22 protein-coding genes and 1 pseudogene are annotated in these 26,586 nt (G+C 72.9%); 13 read left to right on the forward strand and 10 right to left on the reverse strand.

The genetic code is table 11. The features are described from left to right. Window positions 1–61 precede the first annotated feature (61 nt). The 3 genes from ACFYXM_RS01710 to npdG all read right to left on the reverse strand — a co-directional run bounded on the left by ACFYXM_RS01710 (window position 62) and on the right by npdG (window position 4,693). Window positions 62–3,442: a BTAD domain-containing putative transcriptional regulator gene (locus ACFYXM_RS01710; RefSeq protein ID WP_389285831.1), complete on the reverse strand. Its 3,381-nt coding sequence runs from the start codon at window positions 3,440–3,442 to the stop codon at window positions 62–64. Between the two features lie 194 nt (window positions 3,443–3,636). Beyond that, window positions 3,637–3,813, reverse strand: coding sequence for a hypothetical protein (locus tag ACFYXM_RS01715; RefSeq protein WP_351521767.1), 177 nt, complete (start codon window positions 3,811–3,813; stop codon window positions 3,637–3,639). Between the two features lie 172 nt (window positions 3,814–3,985). Next, a complete protein-coding gene (gene npdG / locus ACFYXM_RS01720; RefSeq protein ID WP_389285833.1) occupies window positions 3,986–4,693 on the reverse strand; it encodes an NADPH-dependent F420 reductase in 708 nt (235 codons plus the stop codon). Window positions 4,694–4,870: 177 nt separating this feature from the next. Between npdG and ACFYXM_RS01725 the strand changes: the two genes are divergently transcribed. Both ACFYXM_RS01725 and ACFYXM_RS01730 read left to right on the forward strand, forming a co-directional pair. After that, the gene (locus tag ACFYXM_RS01725; RefSeq protein WP_389285835.1) at window positions 4,871–5,473 is read left to right on the forward strand and encodes a hypothetical protein; all 603 of its coding nucleotides are present in this window, start codon (window positions 4,871–4,873) and stop codon (window positions 5,471–5,473) included. 112 nt (window positions 5,474–5,585) lie between these two features. Continuing rightward, on the forward strand, window positions 5,586–6,998 hold the full coding sequence (locus ACFYXM_RS01730) for an MFS transporter (RefSeq protein ID WP_389285837.1): 1,413 nt from the start codon (window positions 5,586–5,588) through the stop codon (window positions 6,996–6,998). Between the two features lie 107 nt (window positions 6,999–7,105). On the opposite strand, the gene ACFYXM_RS01735 is transcribed toward ACFYXM_RS01730, so the two are convergent. Beyond that, the gene (locus tag ACFYXM_RS01735) at window positions 7,106–7,342 is read right to left on the reverse strand and encodes a hypothetical protein (RefSeq protein WP_389285839.1); all 237 of its coding nucleotides are present in this window, start codon (window positions 7,340–7,342) and stop codon (window positions 7,106–7,108) included. Between the two features lie 232 nt (window positions 7,343–7,574). On the opposite strand from ACFYXM_RS01735, the gene map reads away from it, so the two are divergent. Together map and ACFYXM_RS01745 are read left to right on the forward strand one after the other, a co-directional pair. Beyond that, window positions 7,575–8,432: a type I methionyl aminopeptidase gene (map, locus tag ACFYXM_RS01740; protein WP_389285841.1), complete on the forward strand. Its 858-nt coding sequence runs from the start codon at window positions 7,575–7,577 to the stop codon at window positions 8,430–8,432. Window positions 8,433–8,714: 282 nt separating this feature from the next. Then, window positions 8,715–9,380, forward strand: coding sequence for a heme oxygenase (biliverdin-producing) (locus ACFYXM_RS01745; protein ID WP_389285842.1), 666 nt, complete (start codon window positions 8,715–8,717; stop codon window positions 9,378–9,380). Window positions 9,381–9,798: 418 nt separating this feature from the next. Here the strand turns inward: ACFYXM_RS01745 and ACFYXM_RS01750 are convergent, their stop codons facing one another. From ACFYXM_RS01750 to ACFYXM_RS01760, 3 genes and pseudogenes are all read right to left on the reverse strand, one after another. Then, a complete protein-coding gene (locus ACFYXM_RS01750; protein WP_389285939.1) occupies window positions 9,799–10,566 on the reverse strand; it encodes an HtaA domain-containing protein in 768 nt (255 codons plus the stop codon). Between the two features lie 216 nt (window positions 10,567–10,782). After that, window positions 10,783–11,448, reverse strand: a pseudogene (locus ACFYXM_RS01755) (HtaA domain-containing protein); the annotation flags it as partial. Between the two features lie 46 nt (window positions 11,449–11,494). After that, window positions 11,495–12,916, reverse strand: a complete 1,422-nt coding sequence (locus ACFYXM_RS01760; RefSeq protein WP_389285844.1) for an HtaA domain-containing protein — start codon at window positions 12,914–12,916, stop codon at window positions 11,495–11,497. A 159-nt stretch (window positions 12,917–13,075) separates the two neighbouring features. Between ACFYXM_RS01760 and ACFYXM_RS01765 the strand changes: the two genes are divergently transcribed. The 7 genes from ACFYXM_RS01765 to ACFYXM_RS01795 all read left to right on the forward strand — a co-directional run bounded on the left by ACFYXM_RS01765 (window position 13,076) and on the right by ACFYXM_RS01795 (window position 20,907). After that, the gene (locus tag ACFYXM_RS01765; RefSeq protein WP_389285846.1) at window positions 13,076–14,212 is read left to right on the forward strand and encodes a hemin ABC transporter substrate-binding protein; all 1,137 of its coding nucleotides are present in this window, start codon (window positions 13,076–13,078) and stop codon (window positions 14,210–14,212) included. 11 nt (window positions 14,213–14,223) lie between these two features. Beyond that, window positions 14,224–15,324 carry a FecCD family ABC transporter permease gene (locus tag ACFYXM_RS01770; RefSeq protein ID WP_389285848.1) on the forward strand — a complete coding sequence of 367 codons (1,101 nt, stop codon included), beginning with the start codon at window positions 14,224–14,226 and terminating at the stop codon, window positions 15,322–15,324. A 40-nt stretch (window positions 15,325–15,364) separates the two neighbouring features. Next, window positions 15,365–16,213 (forward strand): heme ABC transporter ATP-binding protein, encoded by an 849-nt coding sequence (locus ACFYXM_RS01775; RefSeq protein ID WP_389285850.1) that lies wholly within the window; start codon window positions 15,365–15,367, stop codon window positions 16,211–16,213. Window positions 16,214–16,508: 295 nt separating this feature from the next. After that, entirely contained in the window at window positions 16,509–17,645 is a 1,137-nt protein-coding gene (gene efeO, locus ACFYXM_RS01780) for an iron uptake system protein EfeO (protein WP_389285852.1), read from the forward strand. A gap of 53 nt (window positions 17,646–17,698) precedes the next feature. Then, on the forward strand, window positions 17,699–18,979 hold the full coding sequence (gene efeB, locus ACFYXM_RS01785) for an iron uptake transporter deferrochelatase/peroxidase subunit (RefSeq protein WP_389285854.1): 1,281 nt from the start codon (window positions 17,699–17,701) through the stop codon (window positions 18,977–18,979). Window positions 18,980–19,067: 88 nt separating this feature from the next. Continuing rightward, window positions 19,068–20,042 (forward strand): iron uptake transporter permease EfeU, encoded by a 975-nt coding sequence (gene efeU, locus ACFYXM_RS01790; protein ID WP_389285855.1) that lies wholly within the window; start codon window positions 19,068–19,070, stop codon window positions 20,040–20,042. Further along, window positions 19,975–20,907, forward strand: a complete 933-nt coding sequence (locus tag ACFYXM_RS01795) for a hypothetical protein (RefSeq protein WP_389285856.1) — start codon at window positions 19,975–19,977, stop codon at window positions 20,905–20,907. Before efeU ends, ACFYXM_RS01795 begins: the two co-directional genes overlap by 68 nt. A 223-nt stretch (window positions 20,908–21,130) precedes the next feature. On the opposite strand, the gene ACFYXM_RS01800 is transcribed toward ACFYXM_RS01795, so the two are convergent. Then, window positions 21,131–21,877, reverse strand: coding sequence for a bifunctional DNA primase/polymerase (locus ACFYXM_RS01800; protein ID WP_389285858.1), 747 nt, complete (start codon window positions 21,875–21,877; stop codon window positions 21,131–21,133). A 141-nt stretch (window positions 21,878–22,018) separates the two neighbouring features. Then, on the reverse strand, window positions 22,019–22,681 hold the full coding sequence (locus tag ACFYXM_RS01805) for a TetR/AcrR family transcriptional regulator (protein ID WP_389285859.1): 663 nt from the start codon (window positions 22,679–22,681) through the stop codon (window positions 22,019–22,021). A 180-nt stretch (window positions 22,682–22,861) separates the two neighbouring features. Here ACFYXM_RS01805 and ddaH point away from each other — a divergent pair, with 180 nt between their 5' ends. Next, the gene (gene ddaH / locus ACFYXM_RS01810; RefSeq protein WP_389285861.1) at window positions 22,862–23,734 is read left to right on the forward strand and encodes a dimethylargininase; all 873 of its coding nucleotides are present in this window, start codon (window positions 22,862–22,864) and stop codon (window positions 23,732–23,734) included. 109 nt (window positions 23,735–23,843) lie between these two features. Here ddaH and ACFYXM_RS01815 read toward each other — a convergent pair whose 3' ends face one another. Continuing rightward, the gene (locus ACFYXM_RS01815; protein WP_389285862.1) at window positions 23,844–24,854 is read right to left on the reverse strand and encodes a small ribosomal subunit Rsm22 family protein; all 1,011 of its coding nucleotides are present in this window, start codon (window positions 24,852–24,854) and stop codon (window positions 23,844–23,846) included. A gap of 379 nt (window positions 24,855–25,233) precedes the next feature. Here ACFYXM_RS01815 and ACFYXM_RS01820 point away from each other — a divergent pair, with 379 nt between their 5' ends. Beyond that, window positions 25,234–26,541: a hypothetical protein gene (locus tag ACFYXM_RS01820; RefSeq protein ID WP_389285864.1), complete on the forward strand. Its 1,308-nt coding sequence runs from the start codon at window positions 25,234–25,236 to the stop codon at window positions 26,539–26,541. The last annotated feature ends 45 nt before the right edge of the window (window positions 26,542–26,586 follow it).

The following is a 26,586-nucleotide window of genomic DNA, read 5'->3' on the forward strand; positions in this document are numbered from 1 at the left end:
TCGAAGGGCGCGCCCGGTACGTGCCGGACGCGGTGCGCGCACCGGAGGGCCGGGCGGCGGTTCAGTCGCGCTCCGGTCCGTACGTCTCGGCGAGGGCGGTGGCCTCCTCCATGGAGAGGCCGCCGCCCTCGGCGTACGCCGTGTCGTAGGCGTCCCGGCCGAGGACGGCGAGGGCCAGTTCCTCCACCCGGGCGTAGTCGTCGCGTTCCATGGACGTCGGCGCGTGTCCCAGGGGCAGCAGCGCCCGGCCGGCCCCCAGCAGCCGGGCCGCGAGTGCGGCCCGCCGTTCACCGCCGATCCCGGCGATCGCCCGTGCGACGGAGACGAGGTGGATGACGGACATCTGCGGCGCCACCATCTGCGACAGCCGGTCGTGGGACCGCCGCAGCGCCTCCAGGGACCGGGGCAGGGCCTCGGCGTAGCGCCCGTCCTGGTTGTCGAGCCAGGCCAATGTACCCAGCACGAACCCCTCGAAGATCGCCAGCGTCTCGGACTGGAACTCCGTTCGCAGCAGGGACAGTTGTTCGCGCGCCTCGGCCGTGCGTCCGGTGCGGCCCAGCCACAGGGCGAGGTAGATCCGGGCGGCGGGAATCGCCTCGTGACCGGCGTGGCGCCCCTCCGTGAGCACCTCGCGCAGGATCGTCTCGCCCTCGTCGCCGCGGCCGAGTTCGGTGAGGGCGGAGGCGTATCTGGTGCGCAGGACGGACACCTGTGACTGGGCGCCGAGCTTCGCCGCGTAGCCGATGGCGGCCTGGAAGTCCTCGGCGGCGCGCGCGTACTCGCCGTGCCTCTCGTTGGCCTCGCCCCGGGAGGAGAGCGCTTCGGCGACTCCCCAGTCGTCGCCGAGCCGACGGAAGATCTCCAGGCTCTCGTCGGCGTCCGCGAGCGCGCCGCCCGCCCATTCGGGGCGGTTGGCCAGGATGTTGGCCCGCGTCTGGAGCGCTCCGGCCAGTTCCCACGCGTAGCCGAGCTCCCGGCCGGCCCGGACGGTCTCGTCGAGCAGCGCGCGCAGGTCGTCGACCCCGCCGGTCATCATGACCGCGAAGAACCAGAGCGATCCGGGGGCGCGGCAGGTCTGCGGCTGTCCCGCGCGGTAGGTGGCCGCGATGATCCGCAGCCGGGCCATGCCCTGCTCGTCGGCCCACACGTCCTTGGAGTGGTCCATGCTGACCAGCTGGACCAGGGCCACCTGGCGCCGCGCCTCCTGGAGCAGTTCGGGCGACATGGGCGGCGGGGCGTCGGTACAGCGCTCGTGGAGGGAGGGCGCGGGTTCGGCGGGCCCGGCGAAGGGGTCGGGGCCCAGCGCGGCCACCGCGTCGGCCCATTGCAGGCCCTCGGCGCGCAGATCGCGCATCTGCCAGTACCAGCACAGCGACAGCACCATGCAGAGCGCCTCCTGCTCGTCGCGGGCGGCGACGGCCCTGCGCAGGGCGGTGCGGAGGTTCTCGTAGTCGCGCTGGAGGCGGTCGATGGCGGCCCGCTGCCCGGCGCCGCGCAGCAGCGGGTCGGTGGTACGGGCCAGCTCCCGGAAGTGCACCAGGTGGCGCCGTTCCGCGGCGTCACGTTCCGTCGCCTCGTCGAGCCGTTCGGCGGCGTACTCACCCACGGTCTCCAGCAGCCGGTAGCGCATCTCGCCGTCCTCGGCGGGCGCGGCGACGACGAGGGACTTGTCGACGAGCGAGCCGAGCAGCCCGGCGACCTCGCGCGCGCCACCGGGGCCCTCCGCGCAGACGGCCTCGGCGGCGGCGAGGGTGCAGCCGCCCGCGAAGACGGACAGGCGGCGCAGGACGGCGCGTTCGGACGCGTCGAGCAGTTCCCAGGACCAGTCGACGACGGCGCGCAGCGTCTGCTGGCGGGGCAGTACGGTACGGGCTCCGCTGGTGAGCAGGCGGAACCGGTCGTCGAGCCGGTCGGCGATCTGGCGCGGGGTGAGCATCCGCAGCCGGGCGGCGGCGAGTTCGATGGCGAGCGGCAGGCCGTCGAGGCGGCGGCAGATCTCCGCGGCGGCCTCGGCGGTCTCCTCGTCGGCGTCGGTCCGGAAGCCGGGCCGGGCCGCCGCGCCCCGTTCGGCGAGCAGCCGCAGCGCCATCGCGTCGGGCAGCGGATCGACGGGCCGGACGAACTCGCCGGGCACGCCCAGGGGTTCACGGCTGGTGGCCAGCACGGTGAGCTGCGGGCAGCGGGCGAGCAGGTGGTCGGCGAGGGCGGCGGCGGCCCCGACGAGATGCTCGCAGTTGTCCAGGAGCAGGAGCATCCGGCGCCGGGAGCAGTGTTCGGCGAGGCGCACGAGCGGGTCGCCCGCGTTGCCCTCGGCGACCCGCAGTTCCTCGGCACCGGCCCCGCGCAGCACGGTCTCGCGGGCGCCGAGCGCGGTCAGCACGGCCTCCGGTACGGCCTCGGGGTCGTCGACGGGGGCGAGTTCGGCCAGCCAGACGCCGTCGGGCCAGGCGGAGCCGAAGGACTCGGCGGCCTCCTGGGAGAGCCGGGTCTTACCGGCGCCGCCGGGACCGAGGAGGGTGACCAGCCGGGTGCGCGCCAGGTCCTCGCGCAGGGCCTCGATGTCGTTCTCGCGCCCGACGAAGCTGGTGAGCCGGGCTCTCAGGTTCCCGCGCGGGGCGGCGAGGGCTTCCCGCAACGCGCCGGTGTCTCCGGCCGGGGCGGCGGCGACGGGCCGAGGCGCGGGAGGCCGTGACGGCCCGGCCGGGTGCTTCCCGCCCGTCGCGTCCTGCTCCAGCAACGCGGCGTGCAGGGCGCGCAGTTCGGGGCCGGGGTCGGTGCCGAGCCGGTCGGCGAGCACGGTGCGCACCTCGTCGTACGCGGCCAGCGCCTCGGCCGGGCGCCCGGCGTCGCGCAGGGCCCGCAGCCGCAGCGCCTGGAGCGGTTCGTCGATCGGGTGCTCGGCGCAGAGCGCGATCAGTTCGGGCAGGGTCTCGTCGGCGCGGCCGAGGGCGAGTGCCGCGGTGATCCTGGTGCGGCGGGCGTCCAGCCGCCGGGCCGTCCAGCGGGCCGCGACGGCGCCGCGGTCGGGCAGATCGGCCAGGACCGGGCCGCGCCACAGGGCGAGGGCGTCGTCGAGCGCGGCCAGGGCCTTCGCCGGGTCCCCCTCCGCCAGGGCCCGCGCCCCCTCCCCCGCGAGCCGCTCGAAGCGGTAGAGGTCGACCTCGTCCGGGGCGGCGGCCAGCCGGTAGCCGCTCTCCCCGGACGTGACCGCCCCATGTCCGAGGGCCCGCCGCAGCCGTCCCACGAGCGCCTGGAGCGCGCCCACCGCATCGGCCGGCGGGTCGCCGTCCCACACCTCGTCGACGAGCACCGCGGCGGGGACGGAACGGCCCGGACGCAGGGCGAGGGCGGTGAGCAGGGCACGCAGCCGCGCACCGCCGACGGAGACGGTGGTGCCGTCGTCATGGAGTGCCTGGGTGGTTCCGAGGATGCTGTAGCGCACTCGCCCATTCTCCCGCGACCGGGAGCGGCGGCAGGACACGCGTGCGACACTCGCCCGGTTCGGCGTCGCCGAAGGCACCCGTCCCGGTGCCCGCGTCCGCGAGGCGCTCCCCGCCGGCACCCAGGCCCCTCCCGTGCGCCGACGGGACGGCCGACCGCTCGTAGGTGCGGTCCGAGTCGTCACGGCGACGGGGCTCAGCCCGTGGCGGTCCCGGCGCGGTGCCGACGCAGGTAGAACCACGCCATGTTGGACGAGAGCCCGGCCAGCAGCACCCAGACGATCCCGAGCCAGCTGCCCTGGACGAACGAGAACACGGCCGCAACGACGGCCAGGACGCAGACGGCGATGGCGTAGAGAGCGAGTCGGGGCATGGGAGTCGGCTCCTGTCCGGAGTGGTGCACGGTCCCGTCCAGTGTCCCCCATGCCCCTTTCCGCCCGTCGCAGGGTGGCCCGGAAACGGGGGCCGGACCGGACCGCCCCGACGCGGGCCCCGCTCAGAGCCTGTCGGGTGGCCTCTGACCGGGCGTCACCCGACAGGCTCTCTCAGACGTCCGTCGTACGCAGCCCCGCGTGCGCCTTGTAGCGGCGGTTGACCGAGATCAGGTTCGCGACGAGCGACTCGACCTGGTGGGCGTTGCGCAGCCGCCCGGCGAAGATGCCGCGCATGCCGGGGATCCGGCCCGCCAGCGCCTGCACCAGGTCCGTGTCGGCGCGGGCCTCGCCCAGCACCAGCACATCGGTGTCGATCTCCTCGACGGCCGTGTCCTGGAGCAGCACCGCGGACAGGTGGTGGAAGGCGGCGGTGACCCGGGACTCCGGGAGCAGGGCCGCGGCCTGCTCGGCGGCGCTGCCCTCCTCCGGCTTCAGGGCGTAGGCGCCCTTCTTGTCGAAGCCGAGCGGGTTGACGCAGTCGATGACGAGCTTGCCCACGAGTTCGTCGCGCAGCGCCTCCAGGGTCTTGGCGTGGCCGTCCCACGGCACGGCCACGATCACGGCGTCGCTGCGCCGGGCGCACTCCGCGTTGTCCGCGCCCTCGATGCCGTGGCCCAGTTCCTCGGCGGCGGCCCGCGCGCGGTCGGCGGCACGGGACCCGATGATCACCTTCTGCCCGGCGCGGGCGAACCGGTAGGCGAGGCCGCGGCCCTGCGGGCCGGTGCCGCCGAGCACGCCGACGGTCAGCCCGGACACGTCGGGAAGGTCCCAGGGGTCCTTGGCGGGCTTGGGCGCGCTGCCCGTCTCATTCGTAGTCATGGCTTCGACACTACTGCCCGCCACCGGGACGAACAGTCTGTCGCCCCGACGCGGAGTCACCGACCCGTCCGGCGCGTCCCCGCACCCCGTGCCGCGCGCCCGTGCCCGTGCCCCGTTCGTGTGGTTCCGCGGCGTTCACCGACGGCGCGGCCGGTGCCCGGGGCACGATGCCTGGCCATGGATGCCGTACGCGTCGCTCTGCTGCGTGAAGTGCTCGCCGGGACCGAGTGGCCGGCCGCGGCCCGCCGGTTCGCCGGGTCGCTCAGGTCGTCCGTCGCCCCGCACGGCGGCGGGCTGCTGCTGGTGGGGACGGCGGAGTACGAGCCGTGGCATCTGGCGGCCCATCTCGTCGACGAGTCCACCTGGTCCGGGCTGCCCGAGCTGGCCCCGACCCTGGTGCGCCACCGGGTGGAGCCGGGCGATCCGGCGCATCTGGCGGTCGGCCTGGGCCGGATCGAGGCGGCCGGCCGGGGCGAGACGCTGCTGCTGGTGGCGCCGGAGCGGCCCTGCGCGGGGCTGCTGGAGCGCATGCACGACGCCCGCAGGGCCGGGGCGACGGTCCTCTCGCTGGATGGCGGCGACCCGGAGGTGCGGGGACTCGCCCACGAGGCGCTGGCGGTGACCGGCTCCGACGATGTCGACCTGGACACCGTGCAGCATCTGGTGAGCGCGGCTGCCGGGGAGAACGGAGACCCCGTGCCGCGCGGCGGCCGTCGCTTCCGCGACCGGCTGTCCCGGCTCGCCGACCGGCTGACGGCGCCGCCTCCGCCGCGCTGGTGAGCGCCGGGACCGCCCGCCCCCGCGCCCGCCCCCGCGACCACGACCGCGGCCCGGGACGCGGGCACGGAAAAGGTGTTGCACCGGGCACCACGACTTCGGAGCATGACCCTTCGTGACCTCAGCCCCTTCCCCGTCCGGCCGTTTCTCCGCGCTGCTGCCCGACCTCACCCCCCTGCGTTCGTCGGCCGACTTCCGGCTGCTGTGGGTTCAGGGCGTGGTCACGTACTTCGGCAGCTTCATGGCGCTGATCGCGCTGCCGCTCCAGATCAAGGAGCTCACCGGGTCGCCGCTGGCCGTCGGCGCGATGGGCGCGGTCGAACTGGTGCCGCTGGTCGTCTTCGGCCTGTACGGCGGGGCGCTCGCGGACGCCGTGGACCGCCGCAAGGTGATCCTGGGCACCGAGGCGGGCCTGGGGGTGCTGGCCCTGCTGCTCCTGGTGAACGCCGTGCTGCCCGATCCGCTGCTCTGGCCGCTCTATCTGGTGGCGGGCGGGGTCTCCGCGCTCTCCGGGCTGCAGCGGCCCGCGCTGGACTCGCTGATGGCCCGGATCGTGCCGCACGACCAGCTGACCGCGGCCGCCGCGCTGAACTCGCTGCGCTGGCAGGTCGGTGCGATCACCGGTCCGGCGGTGGCGGGGCTCGTGGTGGCCTACGCCGGGCACGCCACGGCGTACTCGGTCACCGTGGTCACGTTCGCCCTCTCCGTCCTGCTGTGCCTGCGCCTGACCCCGGCCCCGCCCGTCCGGGAGAACACGAAGCCGTCGCTGCGCGGGATCGTCGAGGGGGCGCGGTTCGCCTGGAGCCGGCCGGTGCTGCTGGGGACGTACGCGGTCGACGTGGCCGCGATGTTCTTCGCCTTCCCCAACACGATCTTCCCGTTCCTCGCGGACGAGCTGCACGCCGAGTGGTCGCTGGGCCTGATGTACGCGTCGGGGTCGGTCGGCTCCCTGGTGCTGGGCCTGACCAGCGGATGGACGTCACGGGTGCGGCGGCACGGGCTGTTCGTGGTGTTCGGGGCGGCGGTCTGGGGGCTGGCGATCGCGGCGGCGGGCTGGTTCACCAGTGTGTGGCCGGTGCTGGTCTGCCTGGCGATCGCGGGCGCGGGCGACATGCTCAGCGGACTGGGGCGTTCCACGATCTGGAACCAGACCATCCCGGAGGAGCTGCGGGGCCGCCTGGCGGGCATCGAGGTGCTCTCGTACAGCGCGGGCCCGCAACTGGGTCAGGTGCGGGCCGGCGCGATGGCGGGCTGGACGGGGACCCGTCCCGCGATCTGGAGCGGCGGTGTGGCGTGCGTGGCCTCGGTCGCGCTGCTCACCGCCGCGCTGCCGAAGCTGCTCACGTACGACTCCGCGACGGACGAGGACGCGGTACGCAGGCGGGCGCAGCGCGAGGAGGATGCGGGCACGCCCGGGTCGGGGGCCGGCACGCGGGAAACGCAGGCCCGCCCGTACGAGGCGGAAACCGGCCCGTCCGGTGCGGGACGCGGCCGGATAGAACCGGAATCCAGCCCGTCCGGGGGCTGAGGACGGGCCCTCGTCCGTCGCACGCCTCGCCGCTGGTCAGGCCCGCCTCGCCGGTGGTCGGCCGTCCGCCTCACCGGCGATCCGTCGCGCCCCGGGCGGCCGGCCCGTCACGCGTCCGGGTCCCGGTCCGCCGGGGTCTCGGCGTCGTGCCACTTGGGGTCCGTCTCCCACTCCAGGTTCCGCTCCCGCGCCGTCTCCATCGCTTGGCGCGCCTCCCCCGGGGAGGCGTACGGCCCGAACCGGTCCTTGGCCGGGCACTCGGGGCCCTCCTCGACCTTCTTGTGCTGCAGGCAGTAGTACCACTCGCCCGGTTTGCCGACCGTGCGCTTCTTGAACAGGGCCATCTCCGGCTCCTTCCCTCGGGGCCATGCTGCCCCAAGCCCGCTGGGTCAAGGGCTGTCCCGTCATCCGCGGCGGATCAGCGCGCGGCTTCGGATGTTCGGATGTGGTGCATCGCACAGGCGGAAGGGCGCCCGCGTACTGGCAGTATGCGGGCGCCCCGACAACGTGGCGAGGCGCCGCAGCCGCCATCGGGCGCCCGTCAGGGATGGCGGGACAGCCCTTAAACTCGCTGACATGTCTGGCCAGTCGCTGCTCGTGCCCGGGGAGATCACTCCCATCCGCTCCGTTCCCGGAAAGATCCGGCGCCCCGAGTACGTGGGCAAGCCGGCCCCCACCCCGTACACCGGCCCGGAGACCCAGGACGCCGACACCGTCGAGCGCATGCGCGTGGCGGGCCGGATCGCCGCGCAGGCGATGGCGGAGGCCGCCAAGCACATCGCCCCGGGTGTCACGACGGACGAACTCGACCGGGTGGCGCACGAGTTCATGTGCGACCACGGCGCGTACCCGTCGACGCTGGGCTACCGCGGGTTCCCCAAGTCGCTGTGCACCTCGATCAACGAGGTGATCTGCCACGGCATCCCGGACTCCACGGTGCTGCGCGACGGCGACATCGTGAACCTCGACGTCACGGCGTACATCGACGGCGTGCACGGCGACAACAACGCCACCTACCTCTGCGGCGCCGTGGACGAGGAGTCGCGGCTGCTGGTGGAGCGCACCGAGGAGGCGCTGAACCGGGCCGTCAAGGCGGTCCGGCCCGGGCGGCAGATCAACGTGATCGGGCGGGTCATCGAGTCGTACGCGAAGCGCTTCGGGTACGGGGTGGTGCGGGACTTCACCGGGCACGGGATCAATTCCTCGTTCCACTCCGGGCTGATCATCCCGCACTACGACAGCCCGCACGCGACCACCGTGATGAAGCCCGGCATGACGTTCACCATCGAGCCGATGCTGACACTGGGCAGCCACGACTACGACATGTGGGACGACGGCTGGACGGTGGTCACGAAGGACCGCAGGCGCACCGCCCAGTTCGAGCACACGCTGGTCGTGACGGAGACGGGCGCCGAGATCCTGACCCTCCCGTAGTCACACGGACAGCCCACCAGGCATCACCACGTACCGACGCGAAAGCGGCCGCCCGCGGGCGGCCGCTTTCGCGCACCCGTGCCTCCTCTTCCCACCACGCCTGCGCGCATCGGCGGAGCCAGGCGTATCGTTTTTACCGACAGACTGTCGGGAAGCCGTTGACTTAGGTAAGCCTAAGCAGGAAGATCGGAGATGTCGACAGGGACCGAGACGTGGTCGCTGCCGTCTTTTTGTCCGCCTCTTTCAGGACTTTCCCGTCCCCTCGGCCCCCGGAGGCCCGCCTTGGACGCAACCGCCGCAGTCACGCCCTTCTCGACGCTCATCCGCACGGCGTCGCACGAACAGCACACCGAGGCGGAGACCTCGACCTTCATGAGCGACCTGCTCGGCGGCCGCCTCGGAGTGGACGCGTACACGCGCTACACGGAACAGCTGTGGTTCGTGTACCGGGCGCTGGAGGAGGGGGGCCGGGCACTGCGGAACGACCCGGTCGCCGGCCCGTTCATACGCGCCGAACTGATGCGCACCGCCGAGCTGGAGCGCGACCTGGCCCATCTGCGGGGTGCCGACTGGCGCGAGGGCCTGGAGCCGCTGACCGCCACCGCCGCGTACGCGGCGCGGGTCGCGGAGTGCGCCCGCACCTGGCCCGCCGGCTATGTCGCCCACCACTACACCCGCTACCTCGGCGATCTCTCGGGCGGCCAGATCATCCGCGACAAGGCGGAGAAGGCCTGGGGCTTCGCGCGCAAGGGCGACGGTGTCCGGTTCTACGTCTTCGAGGAGATCCCCAACCCCGCCGCGTTCAAGCGGGGTTACCGCGAGCTGCTGGACACGCTGGACGCGGACGACCTGGAGAAGCAGCGTGTCGTCGACGAGTGCAAGCGCGCGTTCGCGCTGAACACCGCGGTGTTCCGGGAGCTGGGCGAGGCTTTCCCGATCAGCGCGTAAGGGCTGTCCCGTAATCCCTGGCGGGCGCGCGACGACAGCTGCGGCACCTCGCCGCATTGTCGGAACATCCGCATACGTCCAGTATGCGGATGCCTCTCCGCCTTGCGATGCACCACATCCGACGCCGCGCGCTGGTCCACCACGGATGACGGGCCAGCTCTTGGGGCCTCGCGCACAGGGCCTTCGCGGACCTTCGTACCGGCGCGGCCGAAGGCACCGACCGATGATCCCGGTCCGGTGTCTTCGGCCGCGCCGGCCCCTTGACCAGGAGGCCACTGCCCAGGGGGCCGTTGCCCCGATGGCCCGTTTCACCGGTGTCCGCGGCCCGTTCTCGCGCTCACGTCCGCATTCAAGCACCGCCCGGGTGACGGCCTTCGGTCGGGCCGTCACCCGGGCGGTGCGCTCGGACCGTGTGCCGTCAGGCGGTACGGCGGCGGGCGGCGAGGAAGACACCCGCTCCGGTCGCCACGACGATGCCCGCTCCGGCGATCAGGGCGCCGGTCGGGATGTGGGAGCCGGTGGAGGCGAGGGCGCCGGAGCCGCCGACGGAACCGCCGCCCACGCTGCCGCCGCCGAGGGACGCGGAACCGCCCGCCAGGCCCGTGGAACCGGTGGAGCCGGCCGACCCGCCGGAACCGCTGCCGCCTGCGGCGCCGGGGAGTTCGGCGTCCTTGTCGAGGGCGACCGCGACGGTCAGCGGGTCGAGCTGCTCGCCCTTGCCGTACATGCCGCCGAACGCCCTGGTGCCGTCGGCGGTGAGGGTCGCCGGGACGGCGGAGAGGGTCACCACGCCGTTCTCGGCGGCGAGTTCGCCCTTGGGCAGCTTCAGGTCCGCGATGGCCATGCCGGTGTAGGTGGAGACCTTCTTGGTCTCGCGGTCCTTGGTGGAGACGTCCGCCATCAGCCTGCCCCTGCCACCGCTCACCTGGACCTCCAGGCCGGTGAGGGAGAGGTCGAGGGTGTACGCCCCGTTCTCCTCGTGACCCAGGAAGCGGACCTTGCCGCCGAACCCGGCGGTCAGGGTCTGCTTCGCGGCGTCGAAGTCGCCGGTGGAGTCGGGGAAGCGGTAGCCGTCGCCGGACGCGGCGGCACCGCCCGTCGTCTCCACCTTGCCGTGCGCGACGGGCCCGGTGACGTAGGTACGGAACGACTTCTTGACGCCCCAGTCCAGGGTGCCGTCGAGGATCGCGCCGGTCTCGGCGGCCGGCTCGTCGGTGCCCGGCTTGCCGGTGGCCGACGGGGACGGGGAAGTGGGCGACGTGGGCTTGCCGCTCGGCTCGGCCGTCGGCTCCCTGGTGGGCTCGGTCGTCGGCTCCTTGGTCGGTTCCTCGGTGGGCTCGGTGGTCGGTTCCCCGGTCGGTTCCGTGGTCGGGGCCGCGCCCGCCTTCACCGAGAGCGTGGCCGGGTCGAGCTCGTCGCCCTCCTTGTACTGGCCGTTGAACGCCTCGGAGCCGGCCTTCGTCAGGGTCGCCGGGATGTCCTTGAAGACCATCGCGCCGCCCTCGCCCTGTCCGGGCTTCACGCCCGTCAGGTCGAGAGAGGCGAACTCCACGTCGTCGCGGGTGCCTTCCGGGGTGGTGACATCGACGGTGATCGCGCCGCCGGTGCGGGTGGTGGAGAGCTTCACGTCCGACAGCGTGATGTCGAGGACGCCGCCGTGGGCGTAGAAGTTGACGCCGCCCCCGAAGGCGGTGCGGGTGCCGTGCGTGGTGGTGTCGTAGGTGCCCTTGCCGTCGACGAAGGTGAATGCTCCGTTGCCGGGCGCCTGGGTGGCCCCGTCCTCGACGGTGATCCTCCCGCCGGAGAACGGCGAGGCCAGGTACGTGCGGAAGGACGCCTTGACGCCCCATTCCAGCGTGCCGTCCTTCAGGTCCAGCGTGGGCGCGCCGGCGGTCGCGCGGCCGGGGGCGGCGGCGTCGGCGGCGAGCGCCGGGAGGGCGAAGGCGGTCGCGCGGCCGGGGGCGGCGGCGTCGGCGGCGAGCGCCGGGAGGGCGAAGGCGGTCGCGCCGAGGGCTGTCGCCGTGGCGACGGCGGCGGCGAGGGCTATGGGGCGGCGGGTGGCTGCCATGGTGGGCGGTCTCCTCGGGGGGTGAGGTACGGGGGTGAAACAGGGGTCAGCTGTTCTGCTGCGGGGCGCCGCGGCGACGGGCGAGGCAGAACGCACCGGCCGCGACGGCCAGGACGCCCGCGCCTCCGGCGCCGAGGTACAGCCCGGTGCGGGAGCCCGCGTCGGAGCCGGTGTCCGGCGCGGACGCGGCGGTGGTCTTCTTCGTCGGCGAGGGCGACGGGGCGGGGTCGCTGCCCAGGTCGGGCAGGGCGGGGAGTTCGGCGCCGCGGTCGACGGCGACGGCCAGGGAGACCGGGTCCATCGCGGTGCCCGCCTTGTAGAGCGAGCCGAACGCCCCGGCGCCGTCGGCCGTGAGGGTCGCGGGCGCCTCGGTGAGCACGGCGAGACCGTTCTTCGGCGCGAAGTCCTTCGCGCCGAAGGTGACCAGCGGGACGGCCTTCTTCGGCTCGCCGTCGCCGCGCACGTCGGCCGAGAGCGTGCCCTTGCCGTCCGTCACCCGGACCGCGACCGAGGAGAGTTCCAGGTCCAGCCCGTCGGCGCCGGTGAAGCGGACGCTGCCCGCGAACCGGGCGTCCAGGGTCTGCTTCTTCGGGTCGTACGTGCCCTTGCCGTGCGGGAACCGGAAGAGCGCGCCGCCGTCCTGCGCGCCGTCGGCGAGGGTCCACCTGCCCTTGCCGACGGAGCCGGTGACGTACTCGCGGAAGGTGCGGCGCACGCCCCAGTCGACGGCGGCGTCCTCGACACGTCCCGCGGCCTTCTCGGTCTTCTTCGCCTTGCCGGCCCTGTCGTCGGCCTTCCCCGGGGAGGCGCCCGTGTCCGGCTTCCCCGCCGGGGCGGAGGTGTCCACGGAGAGGCTGACCGGGTCGAGCGGCGTACCGGCCGTGTAGTAGCCGGCGAACGCCTTCGCGCCCTGCGCCGTCAGGGTCGCCGGGACGTCGGTGAGGGTGATGGGGGTGGTGCCGCCCCTCATGTCGATCCCGGACAGCCCGAGCGTCGCGAGCGGCACCTGCGCGGCGGACGTGACCCGGCCGGTCCCCCGTTCCTTGCTGACCATGTCGGCATGGAGCGTGCCCCGGCCGCCGGTGATCCGGACGGTGGGGTGGCTGATGGAGAGGTCCAGTTCGTCGCCGCCGTCCGCCTTGCGGTGTCCGACGAAGCGGACCCCGCCGGAGAAGCCCGCACTGAAGGCACCGGTCGCCGGATCGTAGGAACCGGTGGCCGAGTGGAAGCGGAACCGGCTGCCGCCGACCGTGGCGGCGCCGCCGGTCAGGCTCCAGCTCCCGTGCGCGACGGGGCCGGTGACATAGCTCTGGAACGACGACTTGATGCCCCAGTCGAGCCGGCCGCCCTGCACCGTGCGGCTCGCCGCCTGGGCGGCGGTGGCCGGGAGCAGGGCTCCGAGCAGCGCCGCGAACAGCGCGACCGTGAGCGCCCGTCCGGGCACGCGGGCAGGTCGGAACGACAGCATGAGGACCCCTCCGAGATCTGGCGCCGTGACCGCCCATGGCGTCGCGACTCAGGTAAGGCTAACCTAAGATCCGGAGATCGTGTGGCGGTACCCCCTTCCACCGCACGATCCGCGAACCATGACCAACTACGCGCGGCGGAACGACAGGACGGTGCCCCAGTGCGCTTCTCGCAGGACTTCACGCCACCGGGGCGGCGCACCCGGCGGCCGGGACGCGAACGCATCGGGGCCGACGGGCCGTTCGGTGCCGGGAGGGACGCCGGTTCCGCCCGGCGGTCCGGCACACGCGGCCCGTTCGCGGTCCTGACGGCGGCCCTCGCCCTGACCCTCCTCCTGACCGGCTGCGGCGGCACCGACGCCGGGACGTCCGCCGCGAAGTCCCCGGGCTCCGCGAAGGCCGCCGCCGACCGGGTCGAGCCGCTGCCCGGCACGCCGAAGCCCCGACTGCCCGTCACCGTGAAGTCGGCCGACGGGAAACGGACCACCATCACCTCGGCGGACCGCGTCGTACCGCTGACCGGCGGCCTGAGCGAGATCGTCTTCACGCTCGGCCTCGGCAAGCAGGTCGTCGCCCGGGACATCACCGCCACCTTCGAACAGGCGGCGGATCTCCCGGTCGTGACCCGGGCTCACGATGTCTCGGCGGAGAGCGTGCTCTCGCTCAGGCCCACCGTCGTCCTCGCGGAGACCACCACGGGACCGGCCGAGGCCATCGACCAGATCCGCGATGCCGGAATCCCGCTCGTGGTGGTCGACCCGGCCAAGGAACTCGCCGATGTCGGCCGCCGGGTCGAGACCGTGGCGGCGGCCCTGGGCGTGCCGGACGCGGGGGCCGAACTCGACGCCCGCACCCGGTCGCGGATCGAGGCCGTGAAGAAGTCCGTGCCCGCCGACGGCGGGAAGAAGCCCCGGGTGGCCTTCCTCTACCTGCGCGGCTCCGCCTCCGTCTATCTGCTCGGCGGCCGGGATTCGGGGGCGAGTTCGCTCATCGAGGCGGCCGGGGGCGTCGACGCGGGCAAGGCGTCCGGTCTGAAGAAGGACTTCACCGCCATCACCAGCGAGGCACTCGCCAAGGCGGCGCCCGACGCCATCCTGGTGATGAGCAAGGGGCTGGACTCGGTGGGCGGCGTCGACGGGCTGGTGAAGATCCCGGGCGTCGCCGAGACCCCGGCCGGGATGGACCGGCGGATCGTCTCCATCGACGACGGCGTGCTGCTGAACTACGGGCCGCGCACCGACCGGGTGCTCGGTGACCTCATCAACCAGCTCCACCCGAAGGGCGGTACGGCCGAGTGACGACCTCGCACATGACCGCCCCGCAGGGGGAACGCGCCCGGCCGGCGGACCCCGCGGCCCCTGGGCAGGAGCGCGCGAGGCCCCGGCGCTCCACCGCCTTCCTCCTGACCACCGGTCTGGTCGCCGCCCTCCTGGTGGGCTGTCTGCTGTCCGCCGGGCTCGGCGCGTACAACATCCCGCTCGGTGATGTCATCGGCTCCGTCCAGCACCGTCTCGGGCTCGGCGGCGCGGCGCTGGACCGGGTCGGCGAGAGCGTGCTGTGGAACGTACGGCTGCCGCGGGTCGTCCTCGCCCTGCTCGTCGGGGCGTCACTGGGCTGCGCGGGCGCCCTGATGCAGGGCGTGTTCGGCAACCCGCTCGCGGAGCCGGGCGTGATCGGGATCTCCTCGGGCGCGGCGGTCGGCGCGGTCGCCTCGATCGCGCTCGGGCTGACCTTCTTCGGCAACTGGACCATCACCGTCTGCGCGTTCGTCGCCGGACTCGGGACGGTCCTGCTGGTGTACGCGCTGTCGCGGTCGAACGGGCGCACCGAGGTGGTGACGCTGATCCTCACCGGGATCGCGGTCAACGCCTTCGCGGGAGCGCTGATCGGGCTGTTCGTCTTCTTCGCCGACAACGCGCAGATCTCCCAGATCACCTTCTGGCAGCTGGGCTCCCTGGCGCAGGCGACCTGGCCGAAGGTGCTCGCGGTGCTGCCGTGCGCGGTGCTGGGGCTGCTCGTCGCGCCGTTCTACGCACGCAAGCTGGACCTCCTCGCGCTGGGCGAGCGGCCCGCCCGGCACCTGGGGGTCGACGTCGAGCGGCTGCGGGTCACGCTCGTGCTGGTGGTGGCGCTGCTGACGGCCGCGGCGGTGGCGGTCGCCGGGATCATCTCGTTCGTGGGGCTGCTGGTGCCGCATCTGCTGCGGATGGCGAACGGTCCGGGGCACCGCTTCCTCGTTCCCGGCAGTGCGCTGGGCGGTGCCCTCGTCCTGGTGGTGGGCGATCTCGCGGCCCGTACCGTGGCCGATCCCGCCGAGCTGCCGCTCGGCGTGCTGACCGCACTCTTCGGCAGCCCGTTCTTCTTCTGGCTGCTGCGCAGGACCCGTCGCAGGCAAGGTGGTTGGGCATGAGGACGACACCGGTGGACCGCCAGGGGCGAGGTGGTCGGGCATGAAGGTGCCGAGGAATCCGTTCCGGGCGCGGGGGCGCCGGCTGCCCGGCCCCCTCTCCCCCGGCGCCGCCGCCGTCGAGGCGCACGGGCTGCGGGTGCGGCTGGGGCAGCGGACGGTGCTCGACTCCATCGATCTGACCGCGCACGCGGGCGAGGTGCTCGCGCTGGTCGGGCCCAACGGGGCGGGGAAGTCGACGCTGCTGGCGGCGCTGGCCGCCGATCTGCCCGCCGAGAACGGCGGGATACGGATCGACGGGCGCCCGGTGACCGACTGGTCCGCCGCCGAACTGGCCCTGCGCCGGGCGGTGCTGCCGCAGACCGCCGCGCTGTCCTTCCCGTTCCCGGTGGCGGACGTGGTCCGGATGGGCCGGGCGCCGTGGGCCGGGACGCAGCGGGCGGACGAGGACGATCCGGCCGTCGCCGCGGCGATGGCGGCCACCGAGGTCGCCGAGTTCGCCGCGCGCCCCTTCTCCGCGCTGTCCGGCGGGGAGCGGGCCCGGGTCGCGCTGGCCCGGGTGCTGGCGCAGCGCGCCCCGCTGCTGCTGCTCGACGAGCCGACCGCCGCCCTCGACCTGCGCCACCAGGAGCTGGTGCTGCGGATCTGCCGGGAGCGGGCCGCGGCCGGGGACGCGGTCGTCGTGGTGCTGCACGATCTGGACCTGGCGGCCGCGTACGCGGACCGGGCGGCCGTGCTGCACGGCGGGCGGATCGCGGTGGCGGGCCCGCCCGTCGAAGTGTTCACCGGGGAGCTGCTCGGCGAGGTCTACCGGCAGCCGGTCGAGGTGTTCCCGCATCCGCGGACCGGGGTGCCGCTCGTCGTACCGGACCGCTCGACGGGAGCGGCCTGAGCGGCCGGGGCCGCCCGTCCCATCGGCCCGGCCGGCTCCGGTCGGGCCCCGGCCCGCCGGGCGGTTCGTCCGGCGGGCCCGGCCGCCCGACGCGGACCCTTGACCTTCTCTTGACCATTGCGGGAGACGCCCATGGCGCAGCCGTGACCGGTTCGTATCCGCGGGGCCGAGGTGAGAGGTGAATCACGGCCCAAGCGGGTACCGGACAGGTAAGCCTCGACTAAGTTAGGTCTGCCTCACCTGCCTTTGTCCGTTCTTCCCCCCGCTTCCCCTTCATCCTCTTGTGGAGCCTCGTATGCGAGCCGTTCGTCTCTCCGTCGTCACCGCTGCCGCCGGCGTGGCGGCCCTGACCGCCGTCACGGGCTGTGCGCAGAAGAGCGACGGCAAGGGCGACGGCGCCGTGCAGGTCGTCGCGAAGGACGACGCCTGCGAGGTGTCGAAGACGAAGGTGCCGGCCGGTCACGTCGAACTGGCCGTGCAGAACAAGGGCTCCAAGGTCACCGAGGTCTACGTCCTGTTCCCGGACGACCGCATCGTCGCCGAGCGCGAGAACATCGGCCCCGGCACCAAGGCGAACATCACGGCCGAGATCAAGGCCGGTTCGTACGAGATCGCCTGCAAGCCGGGCATGAAGGGCCACGGCATCCGGCAGAAGATCGAGGTCACCGGCGCCAACGCGGCCAAGCGCAGCCCCGAGATGGACAAGGCCGTCGCGGAGTACCGCACCTACGTCCAGGCGCAGGCGGACGAGACGCTGCCGAAGGCCAAGAAGTTCACGGACGCCGTCGCCGCCGGTGACATCGAGACCGCCAAGAAGCTCTACGCCGACTCGCGGCTGGGCTGGGAGCGCACCGAGCCGGTCGCCGAGTCGTTCGGCGACATCGACCCGAAGGTCGACATCCGCGAGGACGGCCTGGAGGCCGGGCAGAAGTGGACCGGCTGGCACCGTCTGGAGAAGGCACTGTGGCAGGACAAGAAGCTGGGCGCCGAGGAGAAGGCCCTGGCCCCGGTCCTCTACAAGGATCTGGTCGACTGGCAGAAGCGGGTCGGCACCGCGGAGATCACCCCGACCTCGATGGCCAACGGCGCCAAGGAACTCCTCGACGAGGTCGCCACCGGCAAGGTCACCGGTGAGGAGGAGCGCTACAGCCACACCGACCTGGTCGACTTCAAGGGCAACGTCGAGGGCGCGGAGAAGTCCTACCAGCTGCTGAAGCCGATCGCCTCGAAGAACGACCCGACGCTGACCGCCGCCCTGGACAAGCGGTTCGCCGAGCTGAACACGCTGCTGGACAAGTACCGCGAGGACAAGTCCTCGTACGAGTTCACCTCGTACGACAAGGTCGGCAAGGCGGACCGCAAGGAGCTGTCGGACGCGGTGAACGCGCTGGCCGAGCCTCTGTCCAAGCTGGCCGCGGCGGTGACGAAGTAGCGGCGGACGGAAACAGGATCAGGCGGAAGCAGGAGCGGACGGGAGTGACCGGGATGTCCGATCAGAAGCGGAACGGCGACGACACCGGGGCGGCTCCCGCCGGCCCCGCACCGTCCCGCCGGGCCCTGCTCGGCTGGGGCGGCGCCGGACTGGCGCTCGGCGCGGCCGCGGCCGGTGGCGCGATGGCCGCGATCCGGCCGGAGAGCGACGCGACGCCGGCCGCCGACAGCGGTGCGGCCGTACCGTTCCACGGGGCGCACCAGGCGGGCATCGCCACCGCCGTGCAGGACCGGTTGCACTTCGCCGCGTTCGACGTGACGACGAAGGACCGCGCCGAACTGGTCTCTCTGCTCAAGGAGTGGACCCGGGCGGCCGAGCGGATGACGGCCGGTCACGCGGTCGGTGACGGCGCGTACGGCGGCCCGGCCGAGGCGCCGCCGGACGACACCGGTGAGGCCCTGGGGCTCAAGCCGTCCCGGCTCACCCTCACCATCGGCTTCGGCCCCTCGCTCTTCGCCGAGGGCCGGTTCGGCCTGGAGGACAAGCGCCCCGCGGCGCTCGTCGACCTGCCGAAGTTCTCCGGTGACAACCTCGACACGGCCCGCAGTGGCGGCGACATCTGCGTCCAGGCGTGCGCGGACGACCCGCAGGTCGCGGTCCACGCCATCCGCAACCTGGCCAGGATCGGCATGGGCCGCATCGCGATCCGCTGGTCCCAGCTCGGCTTCGGCAAGACGTCCTCGACCACGCCGGACGCCCAGACCCCGCGCAACATGTTCGGCTTCAAGGACGGCACCCGGAACATCTCCGGCACCGACACCGCCGCCCTGGACAAGCATGTCTGGGTCGGTGAGAAGGACGACGACGCGGGCTGGATGACCGGGGGTTCGTACCTGGTGGCCCGGCGCATCCGGATGCACATCGAGACCTGGGACCGGGCCCCGCTCCAGGAGCAGGAGGACATCTTCGGCCGCGACAAGGGCGAGGGCGCCGCGGTCGGCAAGTCCAAGGAGCACGACCAGCCGTTCCTGAAGGCGATGCTGCCGACCGCCCATGTGCGGCTCGCCCACCCGGACAGCAACGACGGTGCGACGATCCTGCGCCGCGGGTACTCGTTCACCGACGGCACCGACGGCCTCGGCCGGCTCGACGCCGGGCTGTTCTTCATCGCCTACCAGCGCGACTCCCGCAAGGCGTTCATCCCGATGCAGCGCCGCCTGGCGGCGCACGACGCGCTCAACGAGTACATCCAGCACGTGGGTTCGGCGCACTTCGCCGTCCCGCCGGGCGTCCGCGGCAAGGACGACTGGTGGGGCCGGGCGCTGTTCTCGTGACGGGACCCGGAGCGGGTTCCGTGACGGGACCCGGAGCGGATCTCGTGACGGGATCCGAAGCGGAACAGCGGAACAGGAGAACCAAGACGTGTTCAGCAACTTTCTGATCGGCCTGCGCGAGGGTCTTGAGGCCAGCCTGGTCGTCTGCATCCTCATCGCCTATCTGGTGAAGACCGGCAACAGGGACAAGCTGGTGCCGATCTGGACCGGCGTCGGCATCGCGGTCTTCATCAGCCTGGCGTTCGGCGCGGGCCTCGAATTCGGCTCGCAGGAGATGACGTTCAAGGCGCAGGAGGCGCTCGGCGGTTCGCTGTCGATCCTCTCGGTCGGCCTGGTCACCTGGATGGTGTTCTGGATGCGGCGCACCGCCCGGCACCTGAAGACGGAGCTGCACGGCAAGCTGGACGCGGCGCTCGCGATGGGGACCGGCGCCCTGGTCGCCACGGCGGCTCTCGCGGTGGGCCGCGAGGGCCTGGAGACCTCGCTGTTCGTGTGGCGCGCGGTGCACGCGGCGGACGACGGCTGGCACCCGATGGTCGGCGCGCTCCTCGGGATCGCCGCGGCCGTCGTGCTGGGCTGGCTGTTCTACCGGGGCGCGCTCAGGATCAACCTGTCGAAGTTCTTCACCTGGACCGGCGGCATGCTGGTCGTCGTCGCCGCGGGCGTCCTCGCGTACGGCGTCCACGACCTCCAGGAGGCCGAGTTCATCGGGGGCCTGCACAACCTCGCGTTCGACGTCAGCGGCGCGATTCCGCCGGACAGCTGGTACGGCACGCTGCTGAAGGGGACGTTCAACTTCCAGCCGGACCCGACCGTTCTCCAAGTCATCGTGTGGTTCGCGTATCTGATCCCCACTCTCGTCCTGTTCCTCGCCCCGGTAGGGTTCGGACGGTCAGTGCGGGCGACGGATCAGAAGGCGCGGAAAGCAACGGATGAGAAGTCTGGGGCCGATTCGGCGGACGACGGGGCTCACGGCGGCGGCGACGGTGCTGTGCGTGACGGCGAGCGGGTGCGTGACGGTGCACGGCGAGCTGGAAGTGGTGCCGGCGGCAACCAGGGCTGAGGCCGCACAGGCTCTGAAGGACTTCACCGACGCGTACAACGCGGCGGACAAGGCGTACGACCCGGCCCTCGACGCGGACCGGGTCGCCGGCCCGCTCGGCGCGATCAACCAGGCCGGTCTGAAGGCACGCCGGAAGAACAACCCGGACGGCAACGCCCGGCACACGCCGCTGGAACTGACCGACGCCACCTACCTCATCCCGAAGAAGGCCGGCTGGCCGCGCTGGTTCGTCGCGGACACGGACTCCAACCGCGACGAGGACAACGGGAAGCTCGACACCCGCTGGCTGCTCGTCTTCGTCAGGTCCGGCCCCGACGCGGGGTGGCGGACCTCCTATCTGGCGGTGGTCGCGCCCTCGCGGCTGCCCCGGTTCGCGAAGGACGACGACGGCCTTGCCCGGCCGGTGGCATCGGACGACGCCGGCCTCGCCGTGGCACCCGAGGACCTGAGCACCCGGTACACGGAGTACCTCCAGAAGGGCACCCCGGACGTGTTCGCCCCCGGCGACTCCACCTCCGGCTGGCGCGAGGCGCGCCGCACCACCCGGCGTCCCGGCTTCTCGTACCAGTACGTCGACCAGCCGCTGGACACCGGCACGTTCGCTCCCCTGGGCCTGGAGACGGACGACGGCGGGGCGCTGGTCTTCTTCAGCAGCAAGCACTTCGAACGGCAGACCGCCGCGAAGGGGCTGCGCCCGCCACTCAACGCGGACGTGGAGGCGCTGCTGACGGGCGAGGTGAAGTCGACCCTCACCAAGGAGCGGGTGTCCGGTCAGCTGGTGTACGTGCCGAAGAAGGGCGCGGGCGACAGCAAGGTGGTCGTGCTGAACCGGTTGCCGGGTCTGACGTCGGCGAAGGGCTCCTGACGGGTCCCGGCGGTACGGAGTCCGGGGCCCGGGAGCCCGGCAGGCCCTAGGGCGTGTTTCGAAAGTAGCGTCGTCCGCCCGAAGGGCGGGGCCTGCGGCGTCCGGTGCGGTGCATCGCAAGGCGGAGGGTCGTCCACGTACTGGGTGTACGTGGACGATCCCGACAACGTGGCGAGGCGCCGTGCCAGGCGTCGCGGGCCGGACGGGACTGTCGAAACACGCCCTAACGGCTCAGTGGCCAGGCCACCGAGCCGTGATCGAGTTCGTTCTGATCCGCCGCGTCCGCGTACTGGGCGCAGGCGTCCGTGAGCGTTCCCAGCAGCGTGAGCGGATCGGGCAGCGGATGCTCCGGTCCGCGCACCCATCGCACGTCCAGCTCCGCGGGGAGCATGGCCGGCGGCAGCAGAACGTAGCTGCCGCGGCAGTGCCAGCGCAGTCCCGGATGCTCGTCCATGGTCTCGGGGTGGCAGTCCAGCTCGCAGGGCCACCACTCGTCCTCGTCCTCGGGGGTGCCCCGGGTGGCGGTGAAGAACAGCATCCGGTCGTCGCCGGACCGGGCGACGGGCCCGACCTCGACGCCCGCGGCGAGCAGTCGCTCCAGGGCCTGCTCCCCCGCGGACAGCGGCACGTCGAGCACGTCGTGGATCATGCCGGTCGCGGTGATGAAGTTGGCCTGCGGCTGGTTGCGGGTCCAGCGCTCGATCTGGGCGCGGTCGGTGGTGGCCTGGGTCTGCCAGGCGAAGGAGACGGGGTGCCGGGCGGGCGTGGGGCAGCCGATGCGTTCGCACGAGCATCGGTAGCCGACCGGGTGGGCCGCGGGCGCGATCGGCATTCCGGCGTCGGCCACGGCCAGGAGCAGCGCCTCCCGGGCGGTGTCGTCGACCTCGCTCTGCTGTGGTTTGGGTCGGCGGCGGAGCCATTGGGAAATCTTGCTCGCTGAGCCGCGACTACGGCCGAAATCGGCGCCCATCTATCCCCTCACCTCAGTTGCCTCTGCCCATCGTCCCACCATCCTGCGCCTCAGGTGGCCGGAGTTCCGAAGCGGGGTACGGGAAACACCACGAGGAACCGGTCACTATGGCACTTTTTGCTACGAAATGATGGGCATGCTTCAGGGCTCCTCCAGGCCGCGCAGGGCGTGGTCGACGACCGCGTCCACGTAGGCGTGGGTCAGCGGAAGGGTGCGCAGCAGCCAGCGGTGCGTGAGCGGGCCGACGAGGAGTTCCAGGGCGATCCGCAGGTCGGCGTCGGCGCGCACCCGGCCGGCCTCCTGGGCGGCGCGCAGCCGCGCCTCGTACAGCCGGAGCCCCGGTTCGAGCAGCTTCTGGACGAACGCGGCACCGAGCTCGGGATCGACGATGCCCTCGGCGGCCAGTGCCCGGGTCGGCGCCTCGAAGGCGGGGTCGGTCAGCTCGTCGACGGTGGCCCGCATGACGGTCCTGAGGTCGGCCGCCAGATCTCCGGTGTCCGGAAAGCCCCGCTCCCCGGCCGTAACGGCCCCGCCGGCCGCATCGCTCCCGCGGCCCTCTCCGTGGCCCTCGCCCTGCCGTCCGGACCGTTCGCCGAGCGCCACGAACGCCTCCAGGAGCACGGCCGCCTTGGACGGCCACCACCGGTAGATCGTCTGCTTGCCGACGCCCGCCCGCGCGGCGATGGCCTCGATGGTGGTGGCCCGGTAGCCGACCTCGCCGACCAGGGCGAGCGCCGCGTCGTGGATCGCACGGCGCGAGCGCTCGCTGCGACGGCTGGAGTCGGGGGAACGCTTGTCTGTCATGACGCCCGATCTGACGACGGTACGAGTCGATACGTATCGTCGCATCGCGTCCCCGGCCACCGTGCGGAACCACCCGATCGGATCACTGCGCACCGCCCGCGGAAAGCGGACCATGGGCTCACGCACGCACCCGTGCGACGTACCCGGCAGGCGACCCCTGCGTTTCGTGAGGAGCCTTCATTGCCCACGAACCACCCGGACACCACCCCCCTCCACCGGGGCGCCCCGCGCCACGCCCCCGGTCGTCGGGCCATGCCCCGCCGTTACCTGATGTGCCCTCCGGCGCACTTCCGGGTGACGTACTCCATCAATCCGTGGATGGATCCCGGCAAGCCCGTCGACCTCCGGCTGGCCCAGACCCAGTGGGAGGACCTGCGGGACCGCTACCGCGCTCTCGGGCACACGGTGGAGCTGCTCACACCCCGCCCCGACCTGCCCGACATGGTCTTCGCCGCCAACGGCGCCACCGTCGTCGACGGCCGGGTGCTGGGGGCGCGGTTCGCGTACCGGGAGCGGTACGGGGAGGCCGCCGCCCACCGCGAGTGGTTCCGCGCGGCCGGGTTCACCGAGATCCACGAGCCGGCGCACGTGAACGAGGGCGAGGGCGACTTCGCGGTCACCGCGTCGTACCTGCTGGCCGGACGGGGCTTCCGGTCCAGTCCGCTGTCGCACGACGAGGCGCAGGAGTTCTTCGGCCGCCCGGTGATCGGTCTCGACCTGGTTGATCCGCGCTACTACCACCTGGACACGGCCCTGTCCGTGCTGGACGAGGCGGGCGACGAGATCATGTACTACCCGGACGCCTTTTCGCCCGGCAGCCGGGCGGTGCTGGCACGCCTCTTCCCCGACGCGCTGATCGCCGAGGAGGCGGACGCGGCGGCGCTCGGCCTGAACGCGGTGAGCGACGGGCTGCACGTGCTGCTTCCGCAGGCCGCGACGGGACTCTTCCAGCCGTTGCGGGAACGCGGCTACGAGCCGGTACCGATGGATCTGAGCGAGCTGCTGAAGGGCGGCGGCAGCGTGAAGTGCTGCACCCAGGAGCTGCGCGGATAGCCGCGGGAACCGCGCGGGTGGCGGACGACCGGGGGGTTCCGGTCGTCCGCCACCTGTCGTCCGTGCGGCTCTCAGTCGTCCCGTCCGCCAACCTTCGTCCGCGCGGCTCTCAGTCGTCCTGTCCGTCGTCCGATCCGTCCGGCGGCCACGCGTCGCCCCACGCGGCGTCCCGGGCGGCCCGGTAGAGCTCGCCGTGCCGCTTGGTGACCGTGGCCCGGCGCAGCGCCTCGTCACGGGTGCACAGGTCCAGCAGCACCTGTCCCTTGCGGATCTGCGGCCTGCGGACGACGCGCGCCGGGGCGGGAGCCGTCTCGAACCGGGTCGCCGCGACGTAGCTGAACTTCTCGTCCTCGTACGGCAGCGAGCCGCCCTTGATCTGCCGGTGCAGCGAGGAGCGGCTGACCCGGGCCGAGAAGTGGCACCAGTCGGTGCCCGGTTCTATGGGGCAGGCGTCGCTGTGCGGGCAGGGCGCGGCAACCGTCAGCCCGGCGGCGATCAGCCGGTCCCGGGCCTCGATGATCCGGGCGTACCCGTCGGGGGTGCCCGGCTCGACAATCACCACCGCCCGCGCCGCCGCGGCGGCGGAGTCGACGAGGGCGGCCCGGACCGGTGCCGTCAGCTCGTTGAGCACGTACGAGACGGTGACGAGGTCGGTGGGGGCGAGTCCGAGATCCGCGCCGATCCGCTCCCGGCGCCATTCGGCGGCGCGCAGGGCGGGGATGCCGGAGGCGGCCGCCAGCTCACGGCCGAGGTCGAGGGCGGGCTCCGCCCAGTCCAGCACGGTCGTCCGCGTACCCTCCCAGGTCCCCGCCACCGCCCAGCTCGCCGCTCCGGTGCCGCCGCCGATGTCGGTGTGCGTGGCGGGCGCCCAGTCCGGGGCCGCCACCCGGAGCGCGTCGAGGGCGGACCGTACCGCCTCGAAGGTCGCGGGCATCCGGTACGCGGCGTAGGCAGCCACGTCGGAGCGGTCGCGGAGCACCGGGGCGTGGGTGGGGGTGTTCCCACGGTAGTTGGCGATGAGCCGGTCGACGGCCTGGGCGGCCTGCTTGGGCGGCAGTCCGTCGAGCAGTCCGGCCAGTGCGGTGCGCAGGGCTTCCGCGGTGGAGAGGGTGGCATTCACCGGCGAATTGTAGGCGGAGGTGACGAACCGGCCGGGCCCTGCCGTCACACCGCCGTCGTCCGGCCGGGGGCCGGGCCGTGCGGCGTCCGGTGCTTCCCCGGGTTCTCGGTCCTGCCCGAACAGGGGAGACCCCATCGACCGCAAGGCGGAGGACCGTCCTCGTACCGGACGCACGAGGACGGCTCCGACAACGCCGCGAGCGTGCGCGGCCGGGCGTCGCACAGCGGGCGGCAGTGTGACGACAGGGCCTACGGCCCGGGAAGACAGGGCCTACGGCCCGGAAACTGCGGAGAACAGCGGTCCTCACGAACTGCCGCGAGCGCTACGCGTGTTGCTACTCTGACGGCCGCGAGGTCGGGATTGCCCATCGAGGGACACCATGAGACAGAAGATCGTGCGCCTGGTTCTGGTCGGCGGAGTGCTCGTGCTTGCCATGCTGCTTCTGCTGGCCACGTGCGGCAGCGGCGGGAAAAAGGACGGTAAAGCGGACAAAAAGGTCAAGACGAGTGCGACACCGGTGACGCAGCTCACCGTCCCCTCCGCGTTCGAGACGGAGCACGGCTGGGAGCTGGTCGGCACCTCGCCCGACCATGCGATCTCCCGGGAGACGGGCCGTCTCGCCTACCTCGTGCGGGTCTCGGACACCAAGTTCCAGCTGCGGACCATCGACTCGAAGACCGGGCAGTCCGGCTGGCACGGGGAGAGCTGGCGTCCGCCGTCCCCGCAGCGCTTCCCGAGGCTCCTGACGGCCACCGCGGACGACCGGGAGTACTTCGTGACGTGGTCGTACGGAAAGGTCGGCGAGAACGCGCTGACCCCCGCCGACACGATCGTCTCGATGGACGTCTACAACGCGCAGGACGGCTCCCGGAGGCGCGTCGAGGTGCCGTGGAGCACCGTCCCGACGGTCTCCGCCACCGGCCCCGGCATCCTCATCAGCGACGGCCGGACGAACAGCGCGGTGGTCGACCCGGCGACCGGCCGGGTGTCGCAGGTCACGGCCGCGCAGCTGAAGTATCCGAAGGGCTGCCCCGCCTGCAAGCAGCTCACGGAGGTGCGCGGGCTGGCACAGAAGGGCCTGCTGGTCAGCGGCTCCAAGGAGTTCTGGGTGCAGGACGGCTGGTTCAGCCGCGATGTCGCGCCCAAGGGCACCGACCGCCGCAGCGGGATCCCTACGTCGGTGATCCGGGGCCTGCTGCTGGCGAAGTGGCAGCTCGCGAAGGGCGCGAAGCGCGCCGCCACGCACGACCTGTGGACGGTGCACGACCTGGAGACGGGCAAGGCGCTCGCCTCGGTGGAGTGCAGCAAGCCCGCGATAAAGCCGGGCCAGTACCCACAGCTCGCCGCCGCCCCCTCGGCCGGTTCCGTGGTGGCCGGGCCGCTCGCCTTCGATCTGGTGACGCACCGGGGCTTCTGCTTCGAGGGCACGGACGGCTCGAAACCGCTGACCCTGGTGTCGGTGAACGACGAGGGCATCGCGTACGGCGCGGCGAGCGCGCGCAACGCGGGGGACGTGCTGGCCGGTGGCGGCGCCCCCGTCGCGGTCGCGGTCAGGAGCGGCTCCACGGGCGCCCTGCCGTCGAACGTGCGGGTTCCGGGCGCGGTGACGTCGGACGGTGTGGGACTGTTCCGCTGGACCGACGAGAAGGACCGCCCGCATCTGATCGGCTACCCGGGCACGCGCTAGTGCCGCATCAGGCAACGTTTGCCCCGTCGCGACGTCGGGCACGCG

The organism is Streptomyces sp. NPDC002476 (assembly GCF_042889785.1).
Taxonomy (GTDB): domain Bacteria; phylum Actinomycetota; class Actinomycetes; order Streptomycetales; family Streptomycetaceae; genus Streptomyces.

What these genes read in the sequence shown, in the direction of transcription:
- ACFYXM_RS01735 (WP_389285839.1), bottom strand. Translation starts at nt 7,342, where the DNA reads ATGGCCCTGTTCAAGAAGCGCACGGTCGGCAAACCGGGCGAGTGGTAC.
- ACFYXM_RS01715 (WP_351521767.1), bottom strand. Translation starts at nt 3,813, where the DNA reads ATGCCCCGACTCGCTCTCTACGCCATCGCCGTCTGCGTCCTGGCCGTC.
- npdG (WP_389285833.1), bottom strand. Translation starts at nt 4,693, where the DNA reads ATGACTACGAATGAGACGGGCAGCGCGCCCAAGCCCGCCAAGGACCCC.
- efeB (WP_389285854.1), top strand. Translation starts at nt 17,699, where the DNA reads ATGTCCGATCAGAAGCGGAACGGCGACGACACCGGGGCGGCTCCCGCC.
- efeO (WP_389285852.1), top strand. Translation starts at nt 16,509, where the DNA reads ATGCGAGCCGTTCGTCTCTCCGTCGTCACCGCTGCCGCCGGCGTGGCG.
- ACFYXM_RS01775 (WP_389285850.1), top strand. Translation starts at nt 15,365, where the DNA reads ATGAAGGTGCCGAGGAATCCGTTCCGGGCGCGGGGGCGCCGGCTGCCC.
- ACFYXM_RS01725 (WP_389285835.1), top strand. Translation starts at nt 4,871, where the DNA reads ATGGATGCCGTACGCGTCGCTCTGCTGCGTGAAGTGCTCGCCGGGACC.
- ACFYXM_RS01770 (WP_389285848.1), top strand. Translation starts at nt 14,224, where the DNA reads ATGACCGCCCCGCAGGGGGAACGCGCCCGGCCGGCGGACCCCGCGGCC.
- ACFYXM_RS01800 (WP_389285858.1), bottom strand. Translation starts at nt 21,877, where the DNA reads ATGGGCGCCGATTTCGGCCGTAGTCGCGGCTCAGCGAGCAAGATTTCC.
- ACFYXM_RS01820 (WP_389285864.1), top strand. Translation starts at nt 25,234, where the DNA reads ATGAGACAGAAGATCGTGCGCCTGGTTCTGGTCGGCGGAGTGCTCGTG.
- ACFYXM_RS01760 (WP_389285844.1), bottom strand. Translation starts at nt 12,916, where the DNA reads ATGCTGTCGTTCCGACCTGCCCGCGTGCCCGGACGGGCGCTCACGGTC.
- ACFYXM_RS01805 (WP_389285859.1), bottom strand. Translation starts at nt 22,681, where the DNA reads ATGACAGACAAGCGTTCCCCCGACTCCAGCCGTCGCAGCGAGCGCTCG.
- map (WP_389285841.1), top strand. Translation starts at nt 7,575, where the DNA reads ATGTCTGGCCAGTCGCTGCTCGTGCCCGGGGAGATCACTCCCATCCGC.